The organism is Lysobacter sp. K5869 (assembly GCF_018847975.1).
Lineage (GTDB): Bacteria > Pseudomonadota > Gammaproteobacteria > Xanthomonadales > Xanthomonadaceae > Lysobacter.
Map to the genome: position 1 here is coordinate 3,931,785 of NZ_CP072597.1, position 21,992 is coordinate 3,953,776.

Below are 21,992 nucleotides of genomic sequence, written 5' to 3' on the forward strand. Positions count from 1 at the left end.
ATCCTTGTTTGAGCGCGCCGCGCCGCACGCATTCGCACGGCATCGCCGAAGCCGCTTCCGATGAGTTCGCGCTATGGGAAAACGTCGCGCACAGTTCTGCCGCGCTCTGTAGCGCAGCCGTTTGCGGCGAGCGTATTTCCGCGAGTCCGCGCAGCCGCCGGCGACCAGCCGAAAGCGAGCGGCCGGGGCGACGGAAAATCGCGAAAACTTTCGCGCGTACGAACGCGGGCGATGTCCGTCGCCCGAATCCGGAAGCGGGATTTCAGCCAGCGAACTTGCGAAGGCGGCCGGCGAAGGCCAGTCCTCTCGCGTTTGCCGTCGTTCGCGCTGGCGCGGCTTACGTCATCTCATCGGACGCAGGGTCCGGGACTCGTTGCATCGGGTTTCATTCAAATCAGCTCCTCAGTCCTTTGGCGATGGCGACGGACCGAAGGTTCCGCCGCCTTGCGGGCCGTGGCGACGCGAGCGCAGGGCAAGGCCAACCGCAGCCCGTCCGGCCGTTCGCGTCGTGGATATGGAAGGCGCCCCCTGATACCGCAGACACATGCGCCGGGTTTTCAGAACGTTCACTGTTTCGTCGATGCGTCCGCCGGGCCTGTTCGCACAGCGGCGCAGGCTCGCCTTCATGCATCCGACCATCGCGGCGCTTGTGTTTCGCCGCCACGCGGAGCGCCGCATCGGTCTTGCGCCGGTCGACCCTTCGCGTTTGCGGTCGAGCCGGTGTCATGACTACGAAACCTTCGCGAAATGCGTCTGCCCGAAGCGGAGCGATTCTGCGACGAGCGACGTTCTTCGTTGAATTAAATAGTAGTGGCGCAGCGCGATCCTTTGTGTGATGCCTCTCAGGCTTGCCATTCCTCTGGCATTTCTCATGCGTGACTCCTATCAAGGAACGATTGAATTCGATATCGGCGAACACTCGAATTCGATGCATTTAAGAGTTCGCAACATGACAAGCAATGCTGCGTCGGTGAATTTCCGCAACGAAGATCGAATTCCTCGCCATCGTTTCGACGCTCCTCACTCATGGATCGTGACCGCATCCAGAAGACGGAGCTCGCGCAAGCAACGCGCGGACCGGCCCGCGCTCGTTCGCCGGATTCGCGATGGCGATGCGCTCGCGTTCCGGAGTTCATTCGCCAGCTGGCGGCATTCTGTCGTTATCTGACTTCAATCATCCGAACGGCGTGACTGCTTGTTCGCGCAATGAAAACCGATGCGCGCAGCGGAAAAAATTCGCGGCAGGCCGAATTCCGCCCGTCGCTGAAACGCGGCAAGGGTCATGGCTTGCGTGTGTTCGTGCTTGGATATTCGCCGTTCGGCTGCGATGCGACGCTGCGCTCGAAATCCATCGCGACGCGGCAGTAACTGCGTGGCCGACGATTCGGTGGAGATATGGGGCGCACCCCGGGGTCGCCGAATAATCCAAACGCCGCTTGTTGCGGAAGATTTCGGTTTCCGAAATAAATATCCGCGCGCGGTGGGTCGCGAGAGCGTGCCGATGATCCAGGCAAGTCGTGGAACAGGAGGCGCGATCGCGCCCTGCCCGACTTCGGTTCGATGGCCGGATCAGACCCGATCGAATGCGCCGTCGCGATCCGCGCGTCCGACATTCGCCTCGTTTACGTCAGCGACGCGGCCCTCATATCGCCTGCCTCGCAACCAAGGGGCTTCGTCGACCGCGGCATCGTCTGGGGGAGTCGGCAAGGCGACAACGGCGCCGTCGGCAGCACGCTGGGGCCGACGCAAGCGGGCGCCGTTCGTTGGGCGCAACGGACCGCCGTCTTATCGACGAGCCTGCATCGTGTAGACGAGCTGGCGGCGCCGCGGCGGTTGATAGGCGCCGGCGGGATCGCCCCGACGCCAGCGCAGTGGACGAGCGTTACGTACTGATCCGACGCCCACGCCGTTCTCGCCGGGTGCGACCGGCGGGCCGCGGCGCGCGGCCCCGATAACCGCGCCGCAGCGGCGACGCGGGCGCACTCACTCGATGACGTAACCGCTGAACCGCCACTGCCCGTCTTCGTCGCGGCGCAGCGAGATCAGTTCCTTCGCCGTGCGCTGGCCCTGGAACTGGCTGGCGAACTCGATGTTGGCGTAATGCCCCGGCGGAACCCGGCCGCCCGCGGGTACCGATTCGCGCCGCACCGACATCCAGCTGCGCGACGCGGCGGCGCCGAGCGGCGCGCGGGTCTTGCCGAGGTGGCCGACGAAATCGGCGCGTCCGGTCGCGCGTTGGGCGACGGCCGAGGCGTTGTCCCACAGCGCGCCGGCTTGTCCGCGGTCGATGACCTGCAGCATCTGCAGCGCGGCGTTGGCCAAGGCGTTGGGGTCGACATCGCGCGTGGCCACCGGGGCTGACTGAGCAAGCGGCGCCGGGCGCGCCTGCGCCGGAACCTGCGCGATCGCGGGCGCGGATGCGGCGCACAAAGCCAGCACGGCGGTGGTAACGAAACGCTTCATGATGTTCTGGATCCTGACGGAAACGCAAAGGAACCGGCGCGGCCTCGGCGCGCCGGAGCGACGGACGCGCAGTAGCTCACCGTTCGACTTCGGCCACGATCTCCACACGCCGGTCGGGCTGCAGGCAAGCGATCAGCGCCGCACGTTGCTGGGCCTGACAAGGGCCAGCGACGGGTTCCGCGGCGCCGCGTCCTTCCGCCACGACGCGCTGCGCGGGCACGCCTTGTTCGATCAGCAACTGCCGCACCGTTTCGGCGCGGCGCTGCGACAGCGCCCGGTTGTCCGATTCGTTGCCCAGGCGGTCGGTGTGGCCGATCACCCGCACCCTGCGCAAGTCGCCCGGATCGCGCAGCTCGCCCGCGATCCGGGCGATGTCCGCGCGCCCCGCGGGCTGCAGGTCCTCGGCGTCGGCGCGGGCGAACGCGAACAGCGCGTCGGCCGAAATCGCGAAACGACGCGGCGCCGCGCTGGGCGTCGGCGCCGGCGCGGCGTTCGCCGCCGGCTCGCGCAAGCGTTCGGCGCAGGCTTGCGGCTGCCAATGGAAGCTTTGCGCCAGATAGTTCCGGTCGAAGATCGCCTTGTACTGGCAGGTGGTCACGCCGCCCGCGTCGCGGAAGTGGAAGAGGTAGTCCCACTCGCGCACCCCGGCGTAGCCCTCGCGGAAATGCGGGCGCCCCAGCAAGTGATACAACTGCTCCTTGCTGACCCCGGCGCCGACCTGGCGCAGGTTGTCCAGATTCGGAAACGTGCCTTCCTTGAGGACCGCGCGTTCCGGGGCCGGGAAGATCACTTCCGCGGCCACGCCGTCGGGAGAAATATCGCGACTGACATGGCGGGTGCCGCAGGCGGCCAGCAGCCCCACCGCGACCCCGCACACCAGCGCCGTTGCGCCGAACCGTTTGGCTTGCATCGAAGATTCCTCGCTTTGACTGACGTCCGCCGCCGCCGGCGCGCGCGACGGCGCCGCGGGACCACAATGGATTCGCTGAGCCGCGCGCCGCCTCACCACTGAATGCCGGCGCCGACCGAGAAGCCCCAATCGCGCGCCGTATTGCCGCTGGCCTGCGCCTTGTAGACCCAACGGCCGTTTTCGGTGATGCCCGACAGGCCCACGGCCATGCCGTATTCGCCCTGATAGCCGCCGGCGGCGATGGCGAGCATGCTCTTGCCCGGCAGATACGCCTGCGGCAAACCGGCCATCGCCATCGCCGACGAGGTGCCCGCGCGCATGTCGCGGCGCAGCGTCCACACGTCGTTGTCGAACTTCTGGAAGCGCGCGTCGGTATAGGCCTTGGACTGATCGATGGCGTAGTTCACGCCCGAATTGAGCTGGCTGACGTTGACCGCGTCGGTGCCGGCGATGCCGGGCGCCACGCCGGTGACGGTGCGGCCGCCGACGTTGACCTCGCCGCTGGACGTGCTGTTGCCGACGAAGGCGGCGTTGTAATTGCTTTGCGCGCCGACCGTCGTCGTGGAGTTGGTTCCCAGCGCCACGCTGTTGGCGTGGGTCGCGGTGGCGCCGGTGCCGAGCGCGGTGCTGCCGTTGCCGCTGGCGTTGCTCTGGTTGCCGACCGCCAGCGCGTTGTTGCCGCCGGCGCTGGCGCCGTTGCCGCCGGCCGAGGAATTCGTACCGGTCGGCTTGGGCTTGGCGATCGGGCCTTCCTGGCTGACCTGGAACATGCCGTCGCCGCCGTTCTGCACGTTGCTGATGCGGCCGTCGAAGCTGTTGACCGTAGTGGTCAGGTTGGCGACGTTGCCTTCGACCTGGGTGATGCGGCCGTCGAAGCCGCCGATGGTGGTGCTCAGATTGCTGAGGTCGCCCTCGACCTTGGTCACGCGGCCGTCGAGGACGTTCACAGCCTGATTGGTGGCGTGCAGCTGCGAGCCGTTGACCGCGTCGGTCGAGGTGTCCGACAGGCGGCCCGCGGCGACGTTGGTGAGGGTGCGCTCGGCGCCCACGCTGCCCACGCTCACCGTCCCGACCGGCGCGGCGCCGGCGAAGTTGTAGGTGGTGCCGGCGATGGTGGCGCTGGCGGTGCCGACCGCCGCAGCGGTGGTCGAACCCGCGCCCAGCGCGACGCTGTTGGCGTCGCCCGCGGTGGCGCCGGCGCCGATGGCGACCGCGTTGCCGGCGGTGGCGCTGGCGTTCACGCCCGAGGCGATCGCGCCGGTCGCGGTGGCGCCGTTGTTGGCGTAGTTGCCGCCTTGAACGCCGCCGTCGTTGACGCTGTAGTAATGCGCGGTGCCCGACGAGATCGCCTGATTCAACTGATCCACGTTGACCGCGTCGCCGCCGTTGACGCCGGCGGCGACGTTGGTGATGGTGGTGCCGCCCGCGTTGATGCCGACGTTGGTGATGCTGGGGCCGCCGACGATGCTCAGTCCGTTGTTGGTGATGGTGGTGTTGCCGACCACCACGCTGTTGAAGCTCGGGTTCGGCACCACGCCGACGGTCAGAGTGCCGCTGGCGTCGTCGTAGGCGACGGTGGCGTTGCTGCCGGCGGCCACGGTCAGGGTTTCGCCCGGCGCGATGTTGCCACCGGCGCCGCCGGCGGCGATGTTCCAACCGGCGTTGGCGCTGTTGTTGACCTGAGTCAGCGCGTCCTGGACGTTGGTGTAGGTGTTGCCTCCCACCGACAGGCCGGCGGTCAGCGTATGCGTGACGGGGTTGTAGACCGAGGTGCCGCCCAGCGAAGCCGCGGCGCTGGCGCCGAGCTGGTCCAGGTTGACGCCGAGCGCGCCGACCGCGCGGTTGGTGGCGAACAACTGCGAGCCGTTGATCGCATCGGTCGAGGTATCGGACACGCGCCCCGCCGCGACATGGGTGAGCGTGCGTTCGGCGCCGGCCGCGCCGATGCTGACCGTGCTGGTCGGCGCGATGCCGGCGTAGCCGTAGTTCACCCCGTCGATGGTGTCGCCGGCGGTGGCGACCACGGTCGAGGTGACCGAACCCGCGCCGAGCGCGACATCGCCGGCTTGGGCGCCGGCGACCGCGCCGTTGCCCACCGCGGTGCCGCCGGCGACCGTGGCACTGGCGTTGGTGCCCGCCGCCAGCGCATTGAGGCCGCTGGCGCCGTCGTTGGCGTAGTTGCCGCTGGCGACGCCGTTGTCGTTGACGCTGTAGTAATGCGTGCGCACCGCGTTGGTCGCGTCGGTGAGCTGGCTGACGTTGACCGCGTCGGTCGGCGCCACGCCCGGGGCGAGGTTGCGGATGACCAGGCCGCCGGCATCGATCCCGCCGACGGTGACGCTCGGCCCGCCGTTGATGGTGAGGCCGTTGGTGTTCACCACCGTGTTGCCGGCGGTGACGCTGTCGACGGCGATGTCGTTGGCCAGATCGAAACTGACGTTGTCGCTCGCCGCGGTCTTGCTCACCACGATGTTGCCGTCGGTGTTGTTGAGATCGACCGCCTCGCCGGGCGCGACGTTGCTGGCGTTGGCGCCTTGCGCGCTGAGGTTCCAGCCGGCGTTGGCGGTGGCGGCGACCGCATCGACCGCGCGGTGGGTCGCGTACAGCTGCGAACCGTTGATCGCATCGGTCGAGGTATCGGAAATCCGGCCGGCCGCGACATGGGTGATGGTGCGCTCCGCGCCCGCCGTGCCCACGCCGACCGTACTGGCCGGCGTGGTGCCGGCGAAGGTGTAGGCGGTGCCGGCGATGGTCGCGCCGGTGGTGGCGACCGCGGCTTCGGTGGTCGAGCCCGAACCCAGCGCAACATCGCGCGCGTTGTTGGCCGCCGCGCTGTCGCCGAACGCGACCGCGCCGGCCGCCAACGCGCGGCTGGTGTGGCCGAGCGCGACGCTGCCCTGCCCGACCACGGTGTTCTGGAAACCGATGCCGACCGCGCCGGCCGCCGCGGTGCCGGGCGTGCCGACCGCCTGCCCGCCGCCGCCGACCCGATTGGTGTTGCCCATCGCCACCGAGCCGTTGCCGGTCGCGGTGTTGTCCAAACCTTGCGCGATCGCGCCGTTGCCGGTTGCGGTGTTCGGATCGCCGATGGCGACCGCGCCGTCGCCGTTGGCGACGTTGCCGGAACCGATGGCGACCGCGCGGCCGCCGGTGGCGACGCTCGCCGTGCCGATCGCGACCGCTTCGGCGGCATCGGCGCGGGTGTCGCGGCCGATGGCGAGCGCGTCGGCCGCCGCGGCCGCGGAGCCGCGGCCGATCGCCACCGCATTGGCCGCGGACGCGTTGGCCGAATCGCCCAGGGCGATGCCGGACGGCGCGTTGGCGACCTTCGCCGACGTGCCGATGGCGACGCCGTTGATCGAGGCCGCGTCGACCGCGAGCCCGGTGTTCGCGCCGATCGCCACGCTGCCCTCGGCCGCCGCGGTGATCTGGTTGCCGAGCGCGGTGGCGTTGGCGGCGCTGGCCCGGGTCTGGTTGCCGACGGCCACGCCTTCCGGCCCGCTCGCTTCGGCCTGAGTGCCGACCGCGACGCCGAGGTTGCCGCTGGCCTGGGCCAGCGTGCCCAGCGCCGTGGCGCCGATGCCCGAGGCCAAGGTCTGGGTGCCGACGGCGATGGCGTTGACCGCGTTGGCGACCGCGCTGGTGCCGAGCGAGAGCGAATTGACGCCCGACGCGGTGGAGTTGTTGCCGAACACGAACGCGCCGTCGGCGAGCGCCGAGGAGGTCACGCCGACCGCGGCGGAGTTGTTGCCGGTCGCCACGCTCTGCACGCCCGCGGCCAGGGCGTTGATGCCGGTCGCGCCGTCGTTGTTGTAGTTGCCGGTCGGTGCGCCGGAGTCGTTCACGCTGTAGTAGTGCGTCGGCGTGCTCGCGGCGATGGCGGCGACGGCTTGATTGGTGGCGAACAACTGCGAGCCGTTGACGGCATCGGTGGACGCGCCGTCGAGGCGGCCCGCGGCGACGTTGGTGACGGTGCGCTGATTGCTGCCGCTGCCGACGCTGACGGTGCTGGTCGGGGCGATGCCGGCGAAGTTGTAGGTGGTGCCGCCGATGGTGACGCTCGGCGTGGCGACCGCCGCAGCGGTGGTCGAGCCCGCGCCGAGCGCCACGTCGCCAACGTTGTTGGCGGCGGCCGAATTGCCCAGCGCGAGCGCGGTGTTGGCGTTGGCGGCCGCGCCAGCGCCGAGGGCGGTGGCGTTGGTCCCGTTGGCGCTGCTGATGCGGCCGATGGCGATGGCGCTGCCACCGGTCGCGCTGGCGTTGGAGCCGAGCGCGATGCTTTGGTCGGTGTTGGCCGTGGCCGTGTCGCCGAAGGCCAGCGCGCCGGCCGCGAGCGCGCGGCTGGTGCTGCCCAACGCCACCGCGCCCTGCCCGCTCGCCTGATTCTGATAGCCGATGCCGACCGCGCCCTGCGCCGCCGTGCCGGCCGTGCCGACCGCCTGCCCGCCGCCGCCGACCATATTGGTATTGCCCATCGCCACCGAGCCGTTGCCGGTCGCGGTGTTGTCCAACCCTTGCGCGATCGCGCCGTTGCCGGTGGCGGTGTTCGGATCGCCGATGGCGACCGCGCCGTTGCCGCTGGCGCGATTGCCCGCGCCGACCGCGACCGCGCGGCCGCCGGTCGCGGTCGAACCGGTGCCGATGGCGACCGCGTCGGCGGCGTCGGCGATGGCGCCGGCGCCCAGCGCCATCGCCTGCGTGGCCGAGGCCGCCGCGTTCTGGCCGAGCGCGATCGCGGCTTGCCCGGTGGCCGCGCTCTTGATCCCGATCGCGGTCGCGTGCAGTTGCGAGGCGGTCACGTCGGTGCCGATGGCGATCGCGCCGGGGGCCGTGGCGCCGGTGCCGGCGACGGTGCGCGAGCCGATGTAGACCGAGTTGAGTTCCGAAGCGATGGTCTGGAAGCCGATCGCGACGGCGTTCTGCGCGCTGGCGGCGGCGCTGGTGCCCTGCGCGACCGCGTCGAGCATGGCGGCGTTGGCGCGGTAGCCGACGGCGATGCTGCGCAGGCCGGCGGCGTTGGATTCCGCGCCGAACGCGGTGGCGTAATTGCTGGTGGCGCGGGCGAAGCTGCCGATCGCCGCGGTGTTGCCGGCCGAGGCGGTCACGTCGGTGCCGATGGCGATGGCGCCGCCGCTCAGCGCGCCGGTGCCCGCCGCCGAGCGCGCGCCCAGATAGATCGAATTGATCGCGTTCGAATAGGCCTGGAAGCCCACGGAAATCGAGTTCTGCGCGGCGCTGTGCGCGGCGTAGCCGACCGCCAGGCCGCCGAGCACGTCGGCGTTGGCGATCGAGCCCAACGCGGTCGCGCCGATGCCGGACGCCTTGGCGCCTAAGCCCATGCACGAGGCGGTGCTGTTGTAGAGGTTGTAGGGCGCCGCGTTGCAATCCACCGCCTGCGCCCAGGCCGACGGCGCCCAACCGGTGAGACCCGCCGTCAGCAAGGTCGCGACGATCGCGGCGTGCAGCGCGCGCGCGGTCGCGGCCGGCTTCGCGCCGTGGCCGGACGACTTGCCCTGCGCCGCCGCCAACTCCGAGGCGACCACGAATCGGTTGAGCGAGCGGCTCCACACAACGCTGTAGATCTTGTTCATCACTGGTGTCCTCTCGTGGAGCCGCGAGCGCGGGCGGATGCGGTCGGCGGCGTAGTGGCGCGTAATCGGGGCGCGACGGCGGCCGCGGCGTCGGGCGAAACCGGCGCGCGCGGTCTTTCGTGGCGATTCCGGGCGCGGGCCGGCCCGGGTCGGAGGCCCGTCCCGGTGCGGTCTGCGTCTGCGTTCGGAGCGGCCGCGGCGCTGCGATGGCCGTTGCCGCGCCGTGCGCGATGTCGGGCCGGCGCATGCCGCGGCTGGGGTCGCTCGCGCCGCCCGCGCAGGCACGCGGCGGTCGAGGTCCGAGGCAGGTCGATCCGACGGGTCGATCCGGCGCGGCGCGAACGTCCGGTGTCGTTCGAAAACCGCGCCCGGCGACTCGTCGCGAACACTAGCGAGCGAAAAATTCCATTACACGCACCGCGTTTCACGATTTCTTGCCGGCCCGGGCCGCCGCCGCGCGCGTGTCGCGACGGTGCGGTTATGCGGCGCTCGCGCTTGCGCAAGCCCGCAGAAAGCGGAAAAACACGGGGCGCGAAACCGCGCGCTCGCCAACGGCCTCATGCGCATGCCGGCCGCGAGTCGCGGCCGCGGCGGTCGCGCGGCGCGAATAGTGCGTGCGCGACCTCCCCTTGCCTCACGCTAGGTGAGAAATGCCGAGGCGGCCGCAGGTTGTTTTTGTGGATTTCGACTGCAAGCACGGTGATGAAAATCACGAATCGATACGCAGAGCAGACTGCGCAATTCCAGTCCCGAACCTCGCTGCTAAGCTGTCCACCGATAGTCATCCAGGCAAGGGATCGCCTCCGGATCTGCGCTCGTCCGCCGCGCAAACGGCCGCGGACAGCCACCGGTCCCGGCCGCGGCGCGATCCGGCGACGCGGATCGGCCTCTCCGCCCTTACCGTCCGCATGCGCCGATGACCGTGCCCAAATTGTTTCCGCCCTCCTGGCTCGGCTTCCTCGCTCGGGTCGAGCCGGCCAGCGCCCGCGATCCGCAAGACCGGCGCAACGCGCGCACGCTGGCGGCGATGCTGGCGGCGATCGCCGCGGCGACCCTGGCGATGGCGCTGGTGCCGTGGGCGGCGAACGGCGCGACCGCGGAAACGGCTCTGATGCTGATCGTCAGCGTCTACGCCTGCTTGTGCCTGAGCCTGTTGCGCGGCGGCTTGTTCCGCTTGGCGACCCGGTTGGTCGTCGTCGGCGGGCTGGTCCTGATGGCGATGAGCTATCTGAGCTACGGCCTGCGCGCGCACTCGGGCCTGCAGATCGTGCACTTGTTGCCCTTGCTGATCGCCGGCCTGTTCCTGGGACGGTCGGCGGCGTGGTGGACCGCGCTGGCCAATGTCGTCGTGCTGGCCATCGGCGCGCTGGCCGACCTGCGGCTGGCGCCCGGGCCGACGCAGGCGGCCGACACGCTGTCGAATCTGTTGCTGGCCGGGACGAACTTCCTGACCCTGGTGGTGATTCTGGACCGGCTGGTGCTGTCGACCCGCAAGGCGATCCACCGCAGCGAGGAACTCAACGAGCTGTGCCAGGAACTGCAGCGGCAAGTGGAAGAGAAAGAGCGCGCCTATGAGCGCCTGCTGCAGAGCCAGAAGATGGAGATCATCGGCCGCTTGTCCACCGGTATCGCCCACGACTTCAACGCGATTCTGAGCGTGATCCTCGGACACGCGACCTCGGTCAAGTTGCTCAAGGGTTCGGCGGACGCGGTGCTGCCCGGCATCCAGCAGGCCGCGCGGCGCGGCGCCACCCTCACCCGCCGCCTGCTCAGTCTCAGCCGTCCGGACGCCAGACAGCTGTCGCGGTTCGATCTGGCCGAAGCGATCGAGGAAGTGCGGCCGCTGATCCTGCCGATGTTTCCGCGCGCGATCGTGGTCGAGCTGGACACCTCGATGTCCGGCGTGCTGATCGAGGCCGATCGCGACGAACTGGTGCTGGCGTTGTTGAACATCGCCAGCAACGCTTGCGACGCGATGCCCGACGGCGGCCGTTTCGCGCTCGCGGTCGAAGCCGAGGCGGAGCATGCCTGTCTGCGCCTGGAGGATTCGGGCGCCGGCATGAGCGCGCAGGTGCGCGCGCGGCTGTTCGAACCGTTCTTCACCACCAAGCCCAAGGACAAGGGCACCGGCATCGGCATGACCACGGTGCACCGCTTCGTCGCCGATCACGACGGCGACATCGCCGTCGACAGCGCGCCGGGCCAGGGCACGCGGATCCGCATCCGGCTGCCGCGCGTACGCGATCCGGGCGCAAGCCCGTCGGGCGCCGGCGAGGATCCGTCGTTGCCGGCGGCCGCCGACGCGGGCGACAGCGACGGCCGCGCCGGGGCCGGATCGCTAGCCTAGCCGCGCCCCGGCGCCGAAGCGTCGCCGCGCACGAAACCTCGCCCGGCTAGCGCGAGCCCTGGGCTCAGTCGTCCTTCCGCGGCCAGGCCTTGTCCTGGCCCGCGCCGATCTGAGTCGCGCCGACCAGGATCACCAAGCCCAGCGCGGTCGCCAGGATCAGGATCCACGGGCGCAAATACCACGGCTGCGGATTGGAGATGCGCAAGCTCGCGGCCAACGGCGACCAGCGTCCGCCGAGCGTGCGCGCCTGCACTTCGAACACGTGTTCGCCCCAAGGCACGGACGCGTACAGGACGCTGCGGCTTTTGCCCGCCTCGACCCAGTCGTGGTCGAAACCGAGCAAGCGGAAGCGGAAATAGGTATCGCGCGGCCGGCTCAGGTTGATGCCGGTGTAGCGGATTTCCAGATTCTGGGCGAAAGGGGGCAAGGTCAACGCCGCTCCGGCGATGTTCTGCTCGCGTCCGCCGACCGTCGCGCCTTCGATGCGCGAACGGATCGTCAAGGGACGCACGCCGGGAACTTGCCTCGGATCGATCGTCGCGTACCCCTCGACCATGGAAAACCATAACCGGCCCTGCGAGTCGCGATGGCAGGAGGTCGAATGGCCGCCGTTGACTTCCGCAGGAATCAAGCCGTCTTCGGCGCCGTAACCGATGGATTCGATATCCGCCGCCGCGGCCGCGGGATCCGGCAGCAAAGTCACGCCGCGATTGCCCGCCAGCCACAGGCGGCCGCGGTGGTCGGGAAGAATGCACGAGACGGTGTCGTCGATCAGGCCGTTGCGGCTGTCGTAGCGGCTCAGGCGGCCATCGCGGATGCGGTTCAAGCCGCCGCCGTAGGTGCCGATCCACAGCGTGCCGTCGTTCGGGTCTTCGTACAGCGCCCGCGCGAACCGCGACGACAGGCCTTCGCGCGGCGTCCATTGTTCGACGATCCGGCCGTCGAGCACGCGCCACGCGCCGCCGTCGCCGACGAACCAGTAGCCTCCGCGCCGGGCCGCGACCAGATTGTTGATGCTCAGCCCGCGCAGCGCCTCGATGCGCCGTTCGCCGGTCGGCCGTCCTGCGCCGTCCACGCCGATTTCGAGGGTCGAGCCGCGCAGGCCGATCAAGAAGCGGTCGCCGTACGCCCACACATTGAGCGCGCCGCGCTCGGACCAGTTCCCGACCCGGGTCGATTCGCCGGCGACGACGCGGAACAGATTGCCCTCGGCGGTTCCGACCAGCAGCGCGCCGTCGCGGCCGGCCGCCAGATTGGTCACGCAATCGTCGTCCTCGCCCGGCCGCAGCGGCTGCAACGGCATCGGCCCGCCCTCGCGCCAATGGCGCAGCCCGCCGCAGGCCGACCCCAACCACAGCCCGCCTCGCCCGTCGGCGAGGATCGCGCGCCCGGCGATGTTCAGTCCCGCCCTGGGCACGGGCAGCAGACCGAACAAGGGGCTGCGTACGCGCAACAAGCCGCGGTTGCCGCTGCCGATCCACAGATTGCCTTCGTCGTCCCGTCCCAGCCGGGTCACGCCGACGCCGGACAGCTCGCGCACTTCGCTCCACCGGCCCGGACCGCGTTCGCGCAGCAGCTGCCCCGAGGCGGTGGCCACCCACCAGCGGCCGTCGGCCGCCTGCAAGGCGTCGGTGGGCTGGGCGATGCCCAACGGCCGCCAGCGCCCGGCGCCGGGTTCGTAGCGATACAGCGCGCGATCGGTGCCGATCAGCAACTCGTCGCCGCTGCGTTTCAGCATCCGCACCCATGCGTCGCCGGCCGGCAGCGGAATCGGGCGCAGCCGCCCGTCCGTCACGGCGAAGAGTCCGTCGGCGCCGGCGACGTAGACGCGCCCGCGTCCATCGCGGGCGATGTGGGCGCGCCCATAGCGGCCGGGATCGATCCAGCGCGCTTTCTCGCTGGCCGGATCGAGCACGAACAGGCCCGCGCTGCTGGCGATCCACAATTCGCCGCCGGGCATCTCGAACAGGGTGTTGATCTGGCAGGTGCCGCCGCAGACCGGCACGGGCCGGAACCGGCCGTGCGCGTACACGCTGAGCCCGGCGTCCTGGGTTCCGATCCACAGGCGCCGTTGCCGATCCTCCAGCAGGGCCGAGATCCGGTCGCTGACCGGACCGGCCTGCGCGCTCGAACGCGCGCCGCGCGCATCCAGCGCGGGCCGGTTGCGGAAGGTGGTGAAGGTCAGCCCATCGAACCGCGCCAGCCCGCCGAACGTGCCGATCCACAGATAGCCGTCGCGGGTCTGGACGATCGCGTTCACGCCCGACGGCGGCAATCCGTCGTCGGTGCCGTAGGCGTGCACGCCGACCCGGTAGTCCGGATGCCGCAGCGGCGCCGAGGCCGAGACGGCGTGGCTCAAGACCAACCCGGCGAGGAGGCCGAGCGCCGCCCGCAGCCAGCCCGCGAATCCTTTCACTTGGTTGCCGTCGCGGCGGACGCCGGTGCGCGAGCGCTTCACCAATTGAGGACATACCCGATGCCGCGCACCGAACGCAGCGGCAGTTCTTCCTCGGTGGACTGCTGGCATTTCTTGCGCAAGCGGTGGACCAGCATTTCCAGCCGGTGCGGATCGAAGTCGTAGGCGTTGCGGACCAGCTTGGCGATCAAGGTCTCGCGCTGTACCGGAACGCCGGGCGTCGCCGCCAGCACGGCCATCACCTGGCGCTCGGCCAAGCTCATTTCGACCTCGCGTCCGCGCGGGGTCAGGATGCTCCATCCGCGCTCGTCCAGGCGCCACTTCATCCGCGGCGGCGCGGGCTCGGTGTCGTTGACGACCCAGCGCGAGAGATTGCGCAAGGTCGCCACGACCTCTTCCATGTCGGCCGGCTTGGGCAGATAGGCGTCCGCGCCCGCGCGCAGGCCGCGCATCCGGTCTTCGCTGGAGGCGTATCCGGTCAGCATCACGATGCCCACGCGCGGCGACAGCCGGCGCAAATGGCTTGCGATGCTGAAACCGTCCTCGTCGGGCAGATGGATGTCCAGCAACACCAGATCGTAGGCTTGGAGCGTCATCGCCCGGTACAGATCGAGCGCCCGGGGCATGCCGACCGCGGCGAATCCCGACTGGTTGAGCACCGGCAAAAGCACTTCTTCTCGGAAGACGCTGTCGTCTTCCACGACCGCCAACGTGGGCGGGCGACCGGTTTCTCCCCGCGCGCGAGCGTCGGTCATAACGTCCCCTGCAACTAACCAACGGCCCCAACGACAGCAAAAGTATACGTTCCGTACGGCACCGAAACTGTACGGAATGTTTGCGGCGAAGCTGCAAGCAAGTTGGCTTTCGTGACGGTAATCACTACGCTCCGGGCGTTCGCTCGCGACAGGCGCGAACTGCGGTCGCGCGGTATCGCCGCGGCGGCGAACGCGGCCTTGGCGGATAGCGGCGCGAGCGCGCTTCGGCGCGATGGCGGCGGCGACGGGCGCCTCGCGTCCGGCGACGCGGCAAGCCTCGCAGCGCCGGCGCGCCGCTCTCAGGGGACGAGGGCGTGCGGCCGGCGCCGGCTCGCCGTCGCTGGCGCAAGCCGGCGGCGAGCAGAGGCTCGGCGATTTCAACCGCGTGCGCCCGATGCCGCGGATCGCGCGGCGCTCGCCCCGCGCGCTCGGCCGCGGCGCGCGGTTACACGCTGATCGGCACGTCCGTCGCGCCGCGCAGGTTGATGCGGCCGTTCCAGCGCACCCGGCCGGACAAGGCCAGTTGCGGGAACCGGTTCACCAGCCGGCTGATCGCCACCCTCCCCTCCAGCCGGGCGAGCGCGGAGCCGAGGCAGTGGTGCGTGCCGACGCTGAACGACACGTGGTGGCGGGCCTGTTCGCGGTCGATCCGCAGCACGTCGGCGTCCGGACCGAACATCCGCTCGTCCCGGTTGGCCGAGCCGAGGCAGGCGATCATCATCGCGCCGGGCGGGATCTCGCGGCCGCCGACCTGATACGGGGCCAGGGTGATCCGGCGGGTCTGGTGGGTGGGACTGTCGTAGCGCAGGAATTCCTCGACGGCGTTGCCGATGAGGTCCGGGTTCGACCGCAGCAGCGCCAGCTGGTCGGGATGGCGCAACAGCGCGGCGACGCCGTTGCCGATCAGGTTGACGGTCGTATGGTGGCCGGCGATGAAGAGCAGCAGGATCTGCGCCACCAGCTCGTCGTTGGAGAGAAAGTCGCCGTTATGGTCCGCCTGGATGAGCGCGGTCAGCAGGTCGTCGGCCGGGTTGTTGCGCTTCCACGCGATGACCTCGCGCATCATGCCCGACAGCTCGACCTCGGCGTCGACGATGGCCGTCATCACATCGGAATCGGCGACCGGCTCCAGCGCGATGACCAGCGTCTCGGTCAGTTCGAGCAGCCGCTTGGGATCGGCGATGTCCGGCATGCCGAGCATCGTGGAGATCACCGCGAACGGCAGCGGGAACGCGAGCGCATCGATCAGGTTGACCGAGCCGGCTTCGGCGATGCGGTCCAGCGACTCGTCGACCAGCTCGGTCACCATCGGTTCCAACGCGGCGATCGAGCGCGGCGTGAACACCTTGCCCACCAGCGACCGCAACCGGGTGTGGTCCGGCGGGTCGCTGTCCAATAAGGTCACCAGCTTGACGGGCGCGTTGGCGATGAGTTTCTCGTACTGGTCGCGCATCGGGCCGGCGCCGAGGTTGTTGTCGGCCACGGACAGCCGGGCGTCGCGCAGTAGCGTGGAAACGTCGGCGTGCCGCGACACGAACCAGAACCCCATCGGGTGCTCCTGCACCGGGTGGGTGTCGCGCAGCGTGCGGTAGTGCTCGTACGGGTTCTCGTCGAACCCCGGCGAGAACGGGTTGAACAGTTCCAAGGCCTCTCCGGTTTTCTGGGGCGCCTCGATGTCTTCGGTGGTCACGCTCATAGTCTGGTGTCTCCCACTCTCGGTCATGATTGGGTTCGGTTCGCATCGAACCTGTTCGCAAGAAAACTAGCCGCGAGGTTTCGGCGTTCTTACGGGCGGACGGCCCGTGCGAGCCGATGGGACGCCGGAGGTTCGAGTGTCCAGCAGGCGTCCCACCCCAACGCGTCGATCGGCGGTGGCGGGCCGCGCGCCGAGTCGCCCGCGACGATTCGGTCAGCGGATGTCCTCGAGGTCGACGAGGTCCACCTTGGCGTGGACGTACTTGTCTTCCAGCAAGCTCGACCGCAGCGTGGTCGCAAAGAACTTATGGCTGTCGTCGACGAGCGTCAGGTTCAACAGGGGATACGGCAAGAAGCCGACATCCGAGAAACCGACATCCTGGATCAGCGCGACTTCGATCTTGCCGCTGGGCAGCGGCTTGTAGGTCCACTGGTTGTGGATGCGTTCCAAGCGAACCACGCCGGGCGTATGCGGCAAGCTGTTGGGCATGCCCACCACATCGAGCGTCACCGTCTTGGTCGCTTTGTCCTGATGGAAGATCGTCGAGATCAACAGTTCCCGATCGTCGAACGGCCCGGGCACTTCCACGCGCCACAGATCGCGGTCGTAGCCCCGTTGCGGGTTGAAGTCCATGATCCGCTTGAAGTCCTTGCAGCCGGGAATCCATTCCTTGCACACCTGCAGGTTGTCGCCGACGCCGATGTGCTGCGAGACCAGCTGGTTCAGCGTGTAGTCGCCTTCCATCACCGTGCGCATCTTCAGCATCGCGTCGCCCGGCGCCTTCATCACATAGACCTTGATGCCGTCCTCGTCCTTGGCCAGCTTCCATTGGGCCGAGCCGCAGGCCAGCCAGGTGAAATGCGCGACGATCACCGCCATCACGAACAGGCTGAAAGCGAAATAGATTCTTTTCCAGAGCGGATCCTTGACCTTCTTGGCAACGGTGGCCTTGTCCTTGGCCGCGGTATTCGATGCTTCGTTCATGCTGTCTCCCTGATGTCGCGATGGATTAGGTGATGGAACACAAGCGCCGCTCGCGAGGCGCGGCGGTCAGGCCGGAACCGCTTCGGCTTCGGCGGGCGCGCGATGGGTTTGAGTGAGAAGGTCGGCGAGATACTTCGCCAGGCACAGCAGGGTCAGCGTCGGCGCGACCCGTCCGTTCTCCGGGATCAGCGAGCCGTCGCAGACGTAGAGATCGCGCACGCTGGTTTCGAGTCGCGTATCGACGTCGCTGCCTACCCGCAGCGTGCCGAGCGCGCCGCCGGAGAACATCGGCGCCTTGAAGATGTCGCGGGCGCCGGCGCGTTCGAGGATCGCGCGCGCCGCCTGCTCGCCGCGCGCGAGCTTGTCGAACACCGCGGCATCGAGCGTCTTGTTGTAGCGGCCGTCGGCGGAGAGCCCGCCGCCGACTTCGTCGTGGGCCATCACCGTGACGCCGATGCTCTCGGGATAGGCGAACATGCGCGAAATCTGCATGTACTGCAGCATGAACATGCGGAACGGCAGCTTGTGCACGTTCGCGTCCTTCAGCGCGATGCCCTCTTCCAGCGTGGTTTCCATCGTGCCGCAGAAACTGTCGACGCCGCGAAGGCCCGGGACGCGCCCGAACAGGGTAACGGCCGGATCGATGTAGTAGCCGCCGGCGGCGACATGGTCCAGCCCGCTGCCGCGCAGCAGCACCGGCGTCGCCAGCGAGCCCGCGCAGACCACGACCCGCTCCGCGCGGAACTGCACCGCTTCTTTCTTGATCCGGCATTCCACGCCGACCGCGCGCCCGTTCTCGATCAGCACCCGTTCGGTGAGCGCCTGGCACTTCAGCACCGCGCCCAGGCGCACGGCTTCGTCGACGAAGGTCAGCGCCTTCCACTTGGCCTCGTACGAGTAAACGCCGCTGCACTTGGACTGGTCGATCAGCATCAGCTTCTTCTTCCAGTCGTAACCCAGCGCGAGGGCGGCTTCGCGCACCTTGTGCGCCTGCGGGCTCATGAGCTCGTCGGCCATCTCGGCGAGCGGGACCTGCAGGCGCATCGCATCGTAGGCGGGCTGCAGGTCGATGCCGAGCGCGCGATAGGCGGCGATCGGCGGTTCGTCCATGACCGCCATGAACATCGCGCTCGATCCGCCCGCGGCGTACACCCGGGCGTCCTTGAGCTTGTCGGCCACGGGGACCTCGTTGAACATCGACCCGAGCGTCCAGAGCGTCTCCTTGAGCGGGATATACGGCCCGCGCTCCAGGATCAGCACCTTCTGCCCGCTACGGCTGAGTTCGCGCGCGATCACGGCGCCGGCGGTGCCGGAGCCGACCACGATGCAATCGTAGGTTTCGTTGTCGGTGGACATGCTCATGACTTGTTCGACTCCTGCTGTGCCCCGCCGTTGCCCTGAGTCAGGTACTTGCGGTAGAGCTGTATGTGACGCTCGCGAAAAGCGAAATCGGTCAGCGAGCGCTGGCTGAGGAACTCTTCGTCGATGTCGACGTTGAGCGCGACATCGGTGTGCTCCCAATTGGTGATGCGGCGCTTGGTGAGGTTGTTCATCACGGCCTTCGTGACCAGCCAAACCTTGCCGAACTGCTTAACTTCCATCGCCGAGTACTGCTTGTATTGCCTGCCGCTGCGGTCGTAGAGGTCCTCTTTCAGCGCGATGAAACGCTCCTTGTCGATATAGGAGACGATGCGGCCGTAGTAGGAGCGCTTGAGGCGGCTCTGGGTCGGGGTCAGCTCGATCTTCCAGACCGGGCGGTCGCGGAAGGTGTCCTCGCCCAGCAGCTTGTAGGTGTAATCTCGGACCTTTCTGACGTCCGCGTCCTCGGCCGAGACCTCCGAACCGAACAAGGCGCCGCTCTCGCTGCTGTCGGCGACCGACACGATGCGCTTGACCTTGCTCAACACCGGCAGATAGACCCAGAAGTCGGACGCCTTGTCCGCGGGGTAGCCCCAGGACAGCGTCGCCGTGTTCTTGTCGCTGATCGGTTGGATGATGACGTCGAGCGCCTTGAATTCCAGATCGCGCTCTCCCGGCGCGCCCGGCGTGGTGCGCGTCCTGCTGAACGACTCGACGACCACGACGCGCGGCTTCTCGGCGCAGGACAGCTTTCCGCCGCCGACCTGGTAACGGCAGGTCGAATACTTCAACTGGCGGGCCGAGGACGAAAAGCTGTGATTCGTCGCATCGTCCACCTTGATCATGATCTCCCGGGCATCCTGCGCGAGGGATGCCGTCGGCGCGGCCAGGAACAGCGCCGCGAGCAAAATACGGCTGGCGGTATTCATTCAACGGTCTCCTTTTTGAACTTCGGTTTGAATGCCAACAACAAGGCAGGCAGCAGGAACAGGTCGTTGAGCAGGCCGATGAAGATCGCGAGCGCGCCGAACTTGCCCATGTTGGACGTGCCCGCCGCCGAGGCGACTGCCATGATTCCGAAGCCCAGGCCCAGGATCAGCGCGGTGAACACCACGCCCGGGCCGGCTTCGCTGATGGTTTCCCGCAACGCGGCGTTGACGTCGCCGTTCTTGGCTAGCTTCTGCTGGTAGTGCGAAATGAAGTGCACGGTGTCGTCGATCGAGATGCCGATGATGATTGGCGCGAGCATCATGGTGAAGAAATCCAGCGGGATTCCCGAGATGCCGAGCAAGCCCAGCGCGAGCAGCGCGGGGATCAGGTTGGGAATCAGCGCGATCAGTCCGACCTTGAACGAACCGAACACCAGCAGCAGGATCACGCTCACCACCACCAGGGCGATGCCGAAGGTGATGGCCTCGTTCTCGGTGATGTACTGGGCCGCCTGCATCGCCAGGGCGAAGACGCCGGTGATGGATACCTCGGCCTTGGGGTACTTCGTCTTCAGCTTCGCCATCATCTCGTCGATGTCGGCGCGCATTTGCTCGAAGACCGCTTGGTATTCGTACGATCCGTAGCTGTGCAGCGAGATCTTGATGTTGGCCTTGCGGTAGTTATCGTCGACCAGACGCTGGCGCTCGCTCGGATTCGCGCTGTTGAACATGAACAGCGTTTGCGCCAGCGTTTCGCGCGTTTCGGGAATCCGCTCGTACTGCGGCGCGTTGCCGTTGAGTTTGCGGTTGGCGTCCTTCGCCACATCGGCGATGGAGTTGGTCATCACCACGTACTTCTTGTACTTGGCCTCGAACTTCTTCTGCAGCTCGTCCATCGCCTTCAGAACGTCCGGGTCCTGCAGGGCGAAGTCCTCCTTGAAGTCGAGGTACAGCACCATCGCGTAGGCGCCCATCATGTGCTCGTCGGCGACTTTCACGCTCTGGGTGAAGGTCGAGTCCTTCGGGTACTGGTCCAGAATCTGCGAGTCGATCTTGACCTGGGTCGCGCCGTAGAGGGACACCGCCAGCATCAGCATGAAGGGAACGATGAACGCGACCGGACGCTTCTCAACGAGCGGAAAGACCTTCTCCAAGGCCGACTTCAAATGCGGAAGCACATCCAGAAACCGCTTTTTCTCCGGCGTGGCGACGACGGTCGCCTTCTTCGAGACCGTCGGCCACAAGTCGATCAGTACCGGCAGCAAGTAGAAGGTCAGCAGCAGCGCGAACAGGATGCCGAGGGTCGACATGATCGCGAAGCTCTGGATCGGAACCACCGGCGTGATGTTCAGCGCCATGGTGCCGGTCATGTTGGTGAGACCGGTCAGGAGCAGCGCTACGCCGGCGAACTTATAGGTATGGCGCAGCGCCTCGCGATGGTCGACGCCGGAGGTGCGCTGGTGGGTGTAGCCGGTCAGCGTGTGCACCGTATCGGCGACGCCGACGGTGAGAATCAACAAGATGGTGAGAATCAAGAAACCGGTGACGGTGAGTCCGAGCAACCCGGCGGCGCCGAGGGTGAAAACCGTGCTCAGGATGACGATCAGCATCGACCACACCACGGCCGACGCGGAACGGAACAGGAACCACAGCAGCACCACGATGATCGCGAACGCGGCCAGATAGAGAATGCCCATCTCTTCGGACATCTTCACATCGTGTTCGGCGGCCGCGGTGTTGCCGACCGCGTAGAAGTCGAACTGCTTGGCGTACTCGGGCTTACCGAGGATCTTCTTGATCTCCTCGAACAGCTTCAGGTAGTCGGCCTGATCGGTGGGCTTGAACTCGACCGGCTTGTCCCCGTCGGCCGGGGCAGCCTGCTCGAGCGACAGGACCGTGTCCTCGGTAACGGCCTCCGCGTCGACCGGGACGGTGCCGAAGTCGGTTTCGATGTAAATGCCGCCGTACTTGTGATCGCGCGAGAAGAACTGCAGCGGAAGCTGCTTCTCGGATTCGGCGATCGCCTTGATCTGGGCGATGGCTTCGGGCGAGGTGGGCACGGTGTCGCCGACCAACTGCCTGGAGGCCAGCACGTCGCCGTCGACCGTCAGCACCGGGGCGTTCACCAAGGTGTCGACCTTGACGATGTGTTCCAGCGCGGACTTCTCGCCTTCCTTGAGCTTGGCGCGGAAGTTGATCAGATCGTTCTGGATGCCGCGCGCGGCTTCCAGCGAAGCCGGCGAGAACACGTCCCCATCCTTCGGCTTGTAGACGATATAGACGCCGTCTTCGCTGCCGAACTGCGCGTGATAGCGGTTGAACGCGATCAGCGTCGGGTCGTCCTTGCTGAACCACCCCTCGATGGTCATGTCCATGCGCAGCTTGCCGATGCCGAAGACGCTCGCGGCGAGCAAGGCGAGGAACACGATGCCGACCAGCAGGCGTCTCTTGCGCAACGCATCCGGTACGTTTTCGAAGTGCTCGGACAATCGGTTTACGAGTCGATCTCTAACGGACATGAAGGCACTTCCTGTTGGTCATG

Annotated in this window: 13 protein-coding genes; 3 read left to right on the forward strand and 10 right to left on the reverse strand. The window is 68.0% G+C overall.

Annotated elements, in window-relative coordinates; all coding sequences use genetic code 11:
- Window positions 1-871: 871 nt before the first annotated feature.
- A complete protein-coding gene (locus J5226_RS16950; protein WP_215835610.1) occupies window positions 872-1,168 on the forward strand; it encodes a hypothetical protein in 297 nt (98 codons plus the stop codon).
- 38 nt (window positions 1,169-1,206) lie between these two features.
- Window positions 1,207-1,368: a hypothetical protein gene (locus J5226_RS16955; protein WP_215835611.1), complete on the forward strand. Its 162-nt coding sequence runs from the start codon at window positions 1,207-1,209 to the stop codon at window positions 1,366-1,368.
- Window positions 1,369-1,983: 615 nt separating this feature from the next.
- Here J5226_RS16955 and J5226_RS16960 read toward each other — a convergent pair.
- From J5226_RS16960 to J5226_RS16970, 3 genes are all read right to left on the reverse strand, one after another.
- Window positions 1,984-2,463: a DUF4019 domain-containing protein gene (locus J5226_RS16960; protein WP_215835612.1), complete on the reverse strand. Its 480-nt coding sequence runs from the start codon at window positions 2,461-2,463 to the stop codon at window positions 1,984-1,986.
- Window positions 2,464-2,539: 76 nt separating this feature from the next.
- Entirely contained in the window at window positions 2,540-3,373 is an 834-nt protein-coding gene (locus J5226_RS16965; protein ID WP_215835613.1) for an OmpA family protein, read from the reverse strand.
- 92 nt (window positions 3,374-3,465) lie between these two features.
- Window positions 3,466-8,964, reverse strand: a complete 5,499-nt coding sequence (locus J5226_RS16970) for an ESPR-type extended signal peptide-containing protein (protein ID WP_215835614.1) — start codon at window positions 8,962-8,964, stop codon at window positions 3,466-3,468.
- 916 nt (window positions 8,965-9,880) lie between these two features.
- Between J5226_RS16970 and J5226_RS16975 the strand changes: the two genes are divergently transcribed.
- Window positions 9,881-11,311 carry an ATP-binding protein gene (locus J5226_RS16975; RefSeq protein ID WP_215835615.1) on the forward strand — a complete coding sequence of 477 codons (1,431 nt, stop codon included), beginning with the start codon at window positions 9,881-9,883 and terminating at the stop codon, window positions 11,309-11,311.
- Window positions 11,312-11,375: 64 nt separating this feature from the next.
- Here J5226_RS16975 and J5226_RS16980 read toward each other — a convergent pair whose 3' ends face one another.
- The 7 genes from J5226_RS16980 to J5226_RS17010 all read right to left on the reverse strand — a co-directional run bounded on the left by J5226_RS16980 (window position 11,376) and on the right by J5226_RS17010 (window position 21,906).
- The gene (locus tag J5226_RS16980) at window positions 11,376-13,838 is read right to left on the reverse strand and encodes a two-component regulator propeller domain-containing protein (RefSeq protein WP_215835616.1); all 2,463 of its coding nucleotides are present in this window, start codon (window positions 13,836-13,838) and stop codon (window positions 11,376-11,378) included.
- Window positions 13,766-14,482, reverse strand: a complete 717-nt coding sequence (locus tag J5226_RS16985) for a response regulator transcription factor (protein WP_215835617.1) — start codon at window positions 14,480-14,482, stop codon at window positions 13,766-13,768. Before J5226_RS16985 ends, J5226_RS16980 begins: the two co-directional genes overlap by 73 nt.
- Before the next feature lie 445 nt (window positions 14,483-14,927).
- The gene (locus tag J5226_RS16990; RefSeq protein ID WP_215835618.1) at window positions 14,928-16,178 is read right to left on the reverse strand and encodes a cytochrome P450; all 1,251 of its coding nucleotides are present in this window, start codon (window positions 16,176-16,178) and stop codon (window positions 14,928-14,930) included.
- A gap of 213 nt (window positions 16,179-16,391) precedes the next feature.
- Window positions 16,392-17,162 carry a hypothetical protein gene (locus J5226_RS16995; RefSeq protein WP_215835619.1) on the reverse strand — a complete coding sequence of 257 codons (771 nt, stop codon included), beginning with the start codon at window positions 17,160-17,162 and terminating at the stop codon, window positions 16,392-16,394.
- A 66-nt stretch (window positions 17,163-17,228) separates the two neighbouring features.
- Window positions 17,229-18,524: an FAD-dependent oxidoreductase gene (locus J5226_RS17000; protein WP_215835620.1), complete on the reverse strand. Its 1,296-nt coding sequence runs from the start codon at window positions 18,522-18,524 to the stop codon at window positions 17,229-17,231.
- Complete coding sequence (locus J5226_RS17005; protein ID WP_215835621.1) at window positions 18,521-19,450, reverse strand: outer membrane lipoprotein-sorting protein; 930 nt, start codon at window positions 19,448-19,450, stop codon at window positions 18,521-18,523. The genes J5226_RS17000 and J5226_RS17005 overlap by 4 nt, the downstream gene beginning before the upstream one ends.
- Window positions 19,447-21,906 (reverse strand): MMPL family transporter, encoded by a 2,460-nt coding sequence (locus J5226_RS17010; protein ID WP_215835622.1) that lies wholly within the window; start codon window positions 21,904-21,906, stop codon window positions 19,447-19,449. Before J5226_RS17010 ends, J5226_RS17005 begins: the two co-directional genes overlap by 4 nt.
- Window positions 21,907-21,992 lie beyond the last annotated feature (86 nt).

Coding starts and splice junctions, on each gene's coding strand:
- J5226_RS16950 (WP_215835610.1), top strand. CDS start 872: ATGCGTGACTCCTATCAAGGAACGATTGAATTCGATATCGGCGAACAC.
- J5226_RS16955 (WP_215835611.1), top strand. CDS start 1,207: ATGAAAACCGATGCGCGCAGCGGAAAAAATTCGCGGCAGGCCGAATTC.
- J5226_RS16960 (WP_215835612.1), bottom strand. CDS start 2,463: ATGAAGCGTTTCGTTACCACCGCCGTGCTGGCTTTGTGCGCCGCATCC.
- J5226_RS16965 (WP_215835613.1), bottom strand. CDS start 3,373: ATGCAAGCCAAACGGTTCGGCGCAACGGCGCTGGTGTGCGGGGTCGCG.
- J5226_RS16970 (WP_215835614.1), bottom strand. CDS start 8,964: ATGAACAAGATCTACAGCGTTGTGTGGAGCCGCTCGCTCAACCGATTC.
- J5226_RS16975 (WP_215835615.1), top strand. CDS start 9,881: ATGACCGTGCCCAAATTGTTTCCGCCCTCCTGGCTCGGCTTCCTCGCT.
- J5226_RS16980 (WP_215835616.1), bottom strand. CDS start 13,838: ATGCCAGCAGTCCACCGAGGAAGAACTGCCGCTGCGTTCGGTGCGCGG.
- J5226_RS16985 (WP_215835617.1), bottom strand. CDS start 14,482: ATGACCGACGCTCGCGCGCGGGGAGAAACCGGTCGCCCGCCCACGTTG.
- J5226_RS16990 (WP_215835618.1), bottom strand. CDS start 16,178: ATGAGCGTGACCACCGAAGACATCGAGGCGCCCCAGAAAACCGGAGAG.
- J5226_RS16995 (WP_215835619.1), bottom strand. CDS start 17,162: ATGAACGAAGCATCGAATACCGCGGCCAAGGACAAGGCCACCGTTGCC.
- J5226_RS17000 (WP_215835620.1), bottom strand. CDS start 18,524: ATGAGCATGTCCACCGACAACGAAACCTACGATTGCATCGTGGTCGGC.
- J5226_RS17005 (WP_215835621.1), bottom strand. CDS start 19,450: ATGAATACCGCCAGCCGTATTTTGCTCGCGGCGCTGTTCCTGGCCGCG.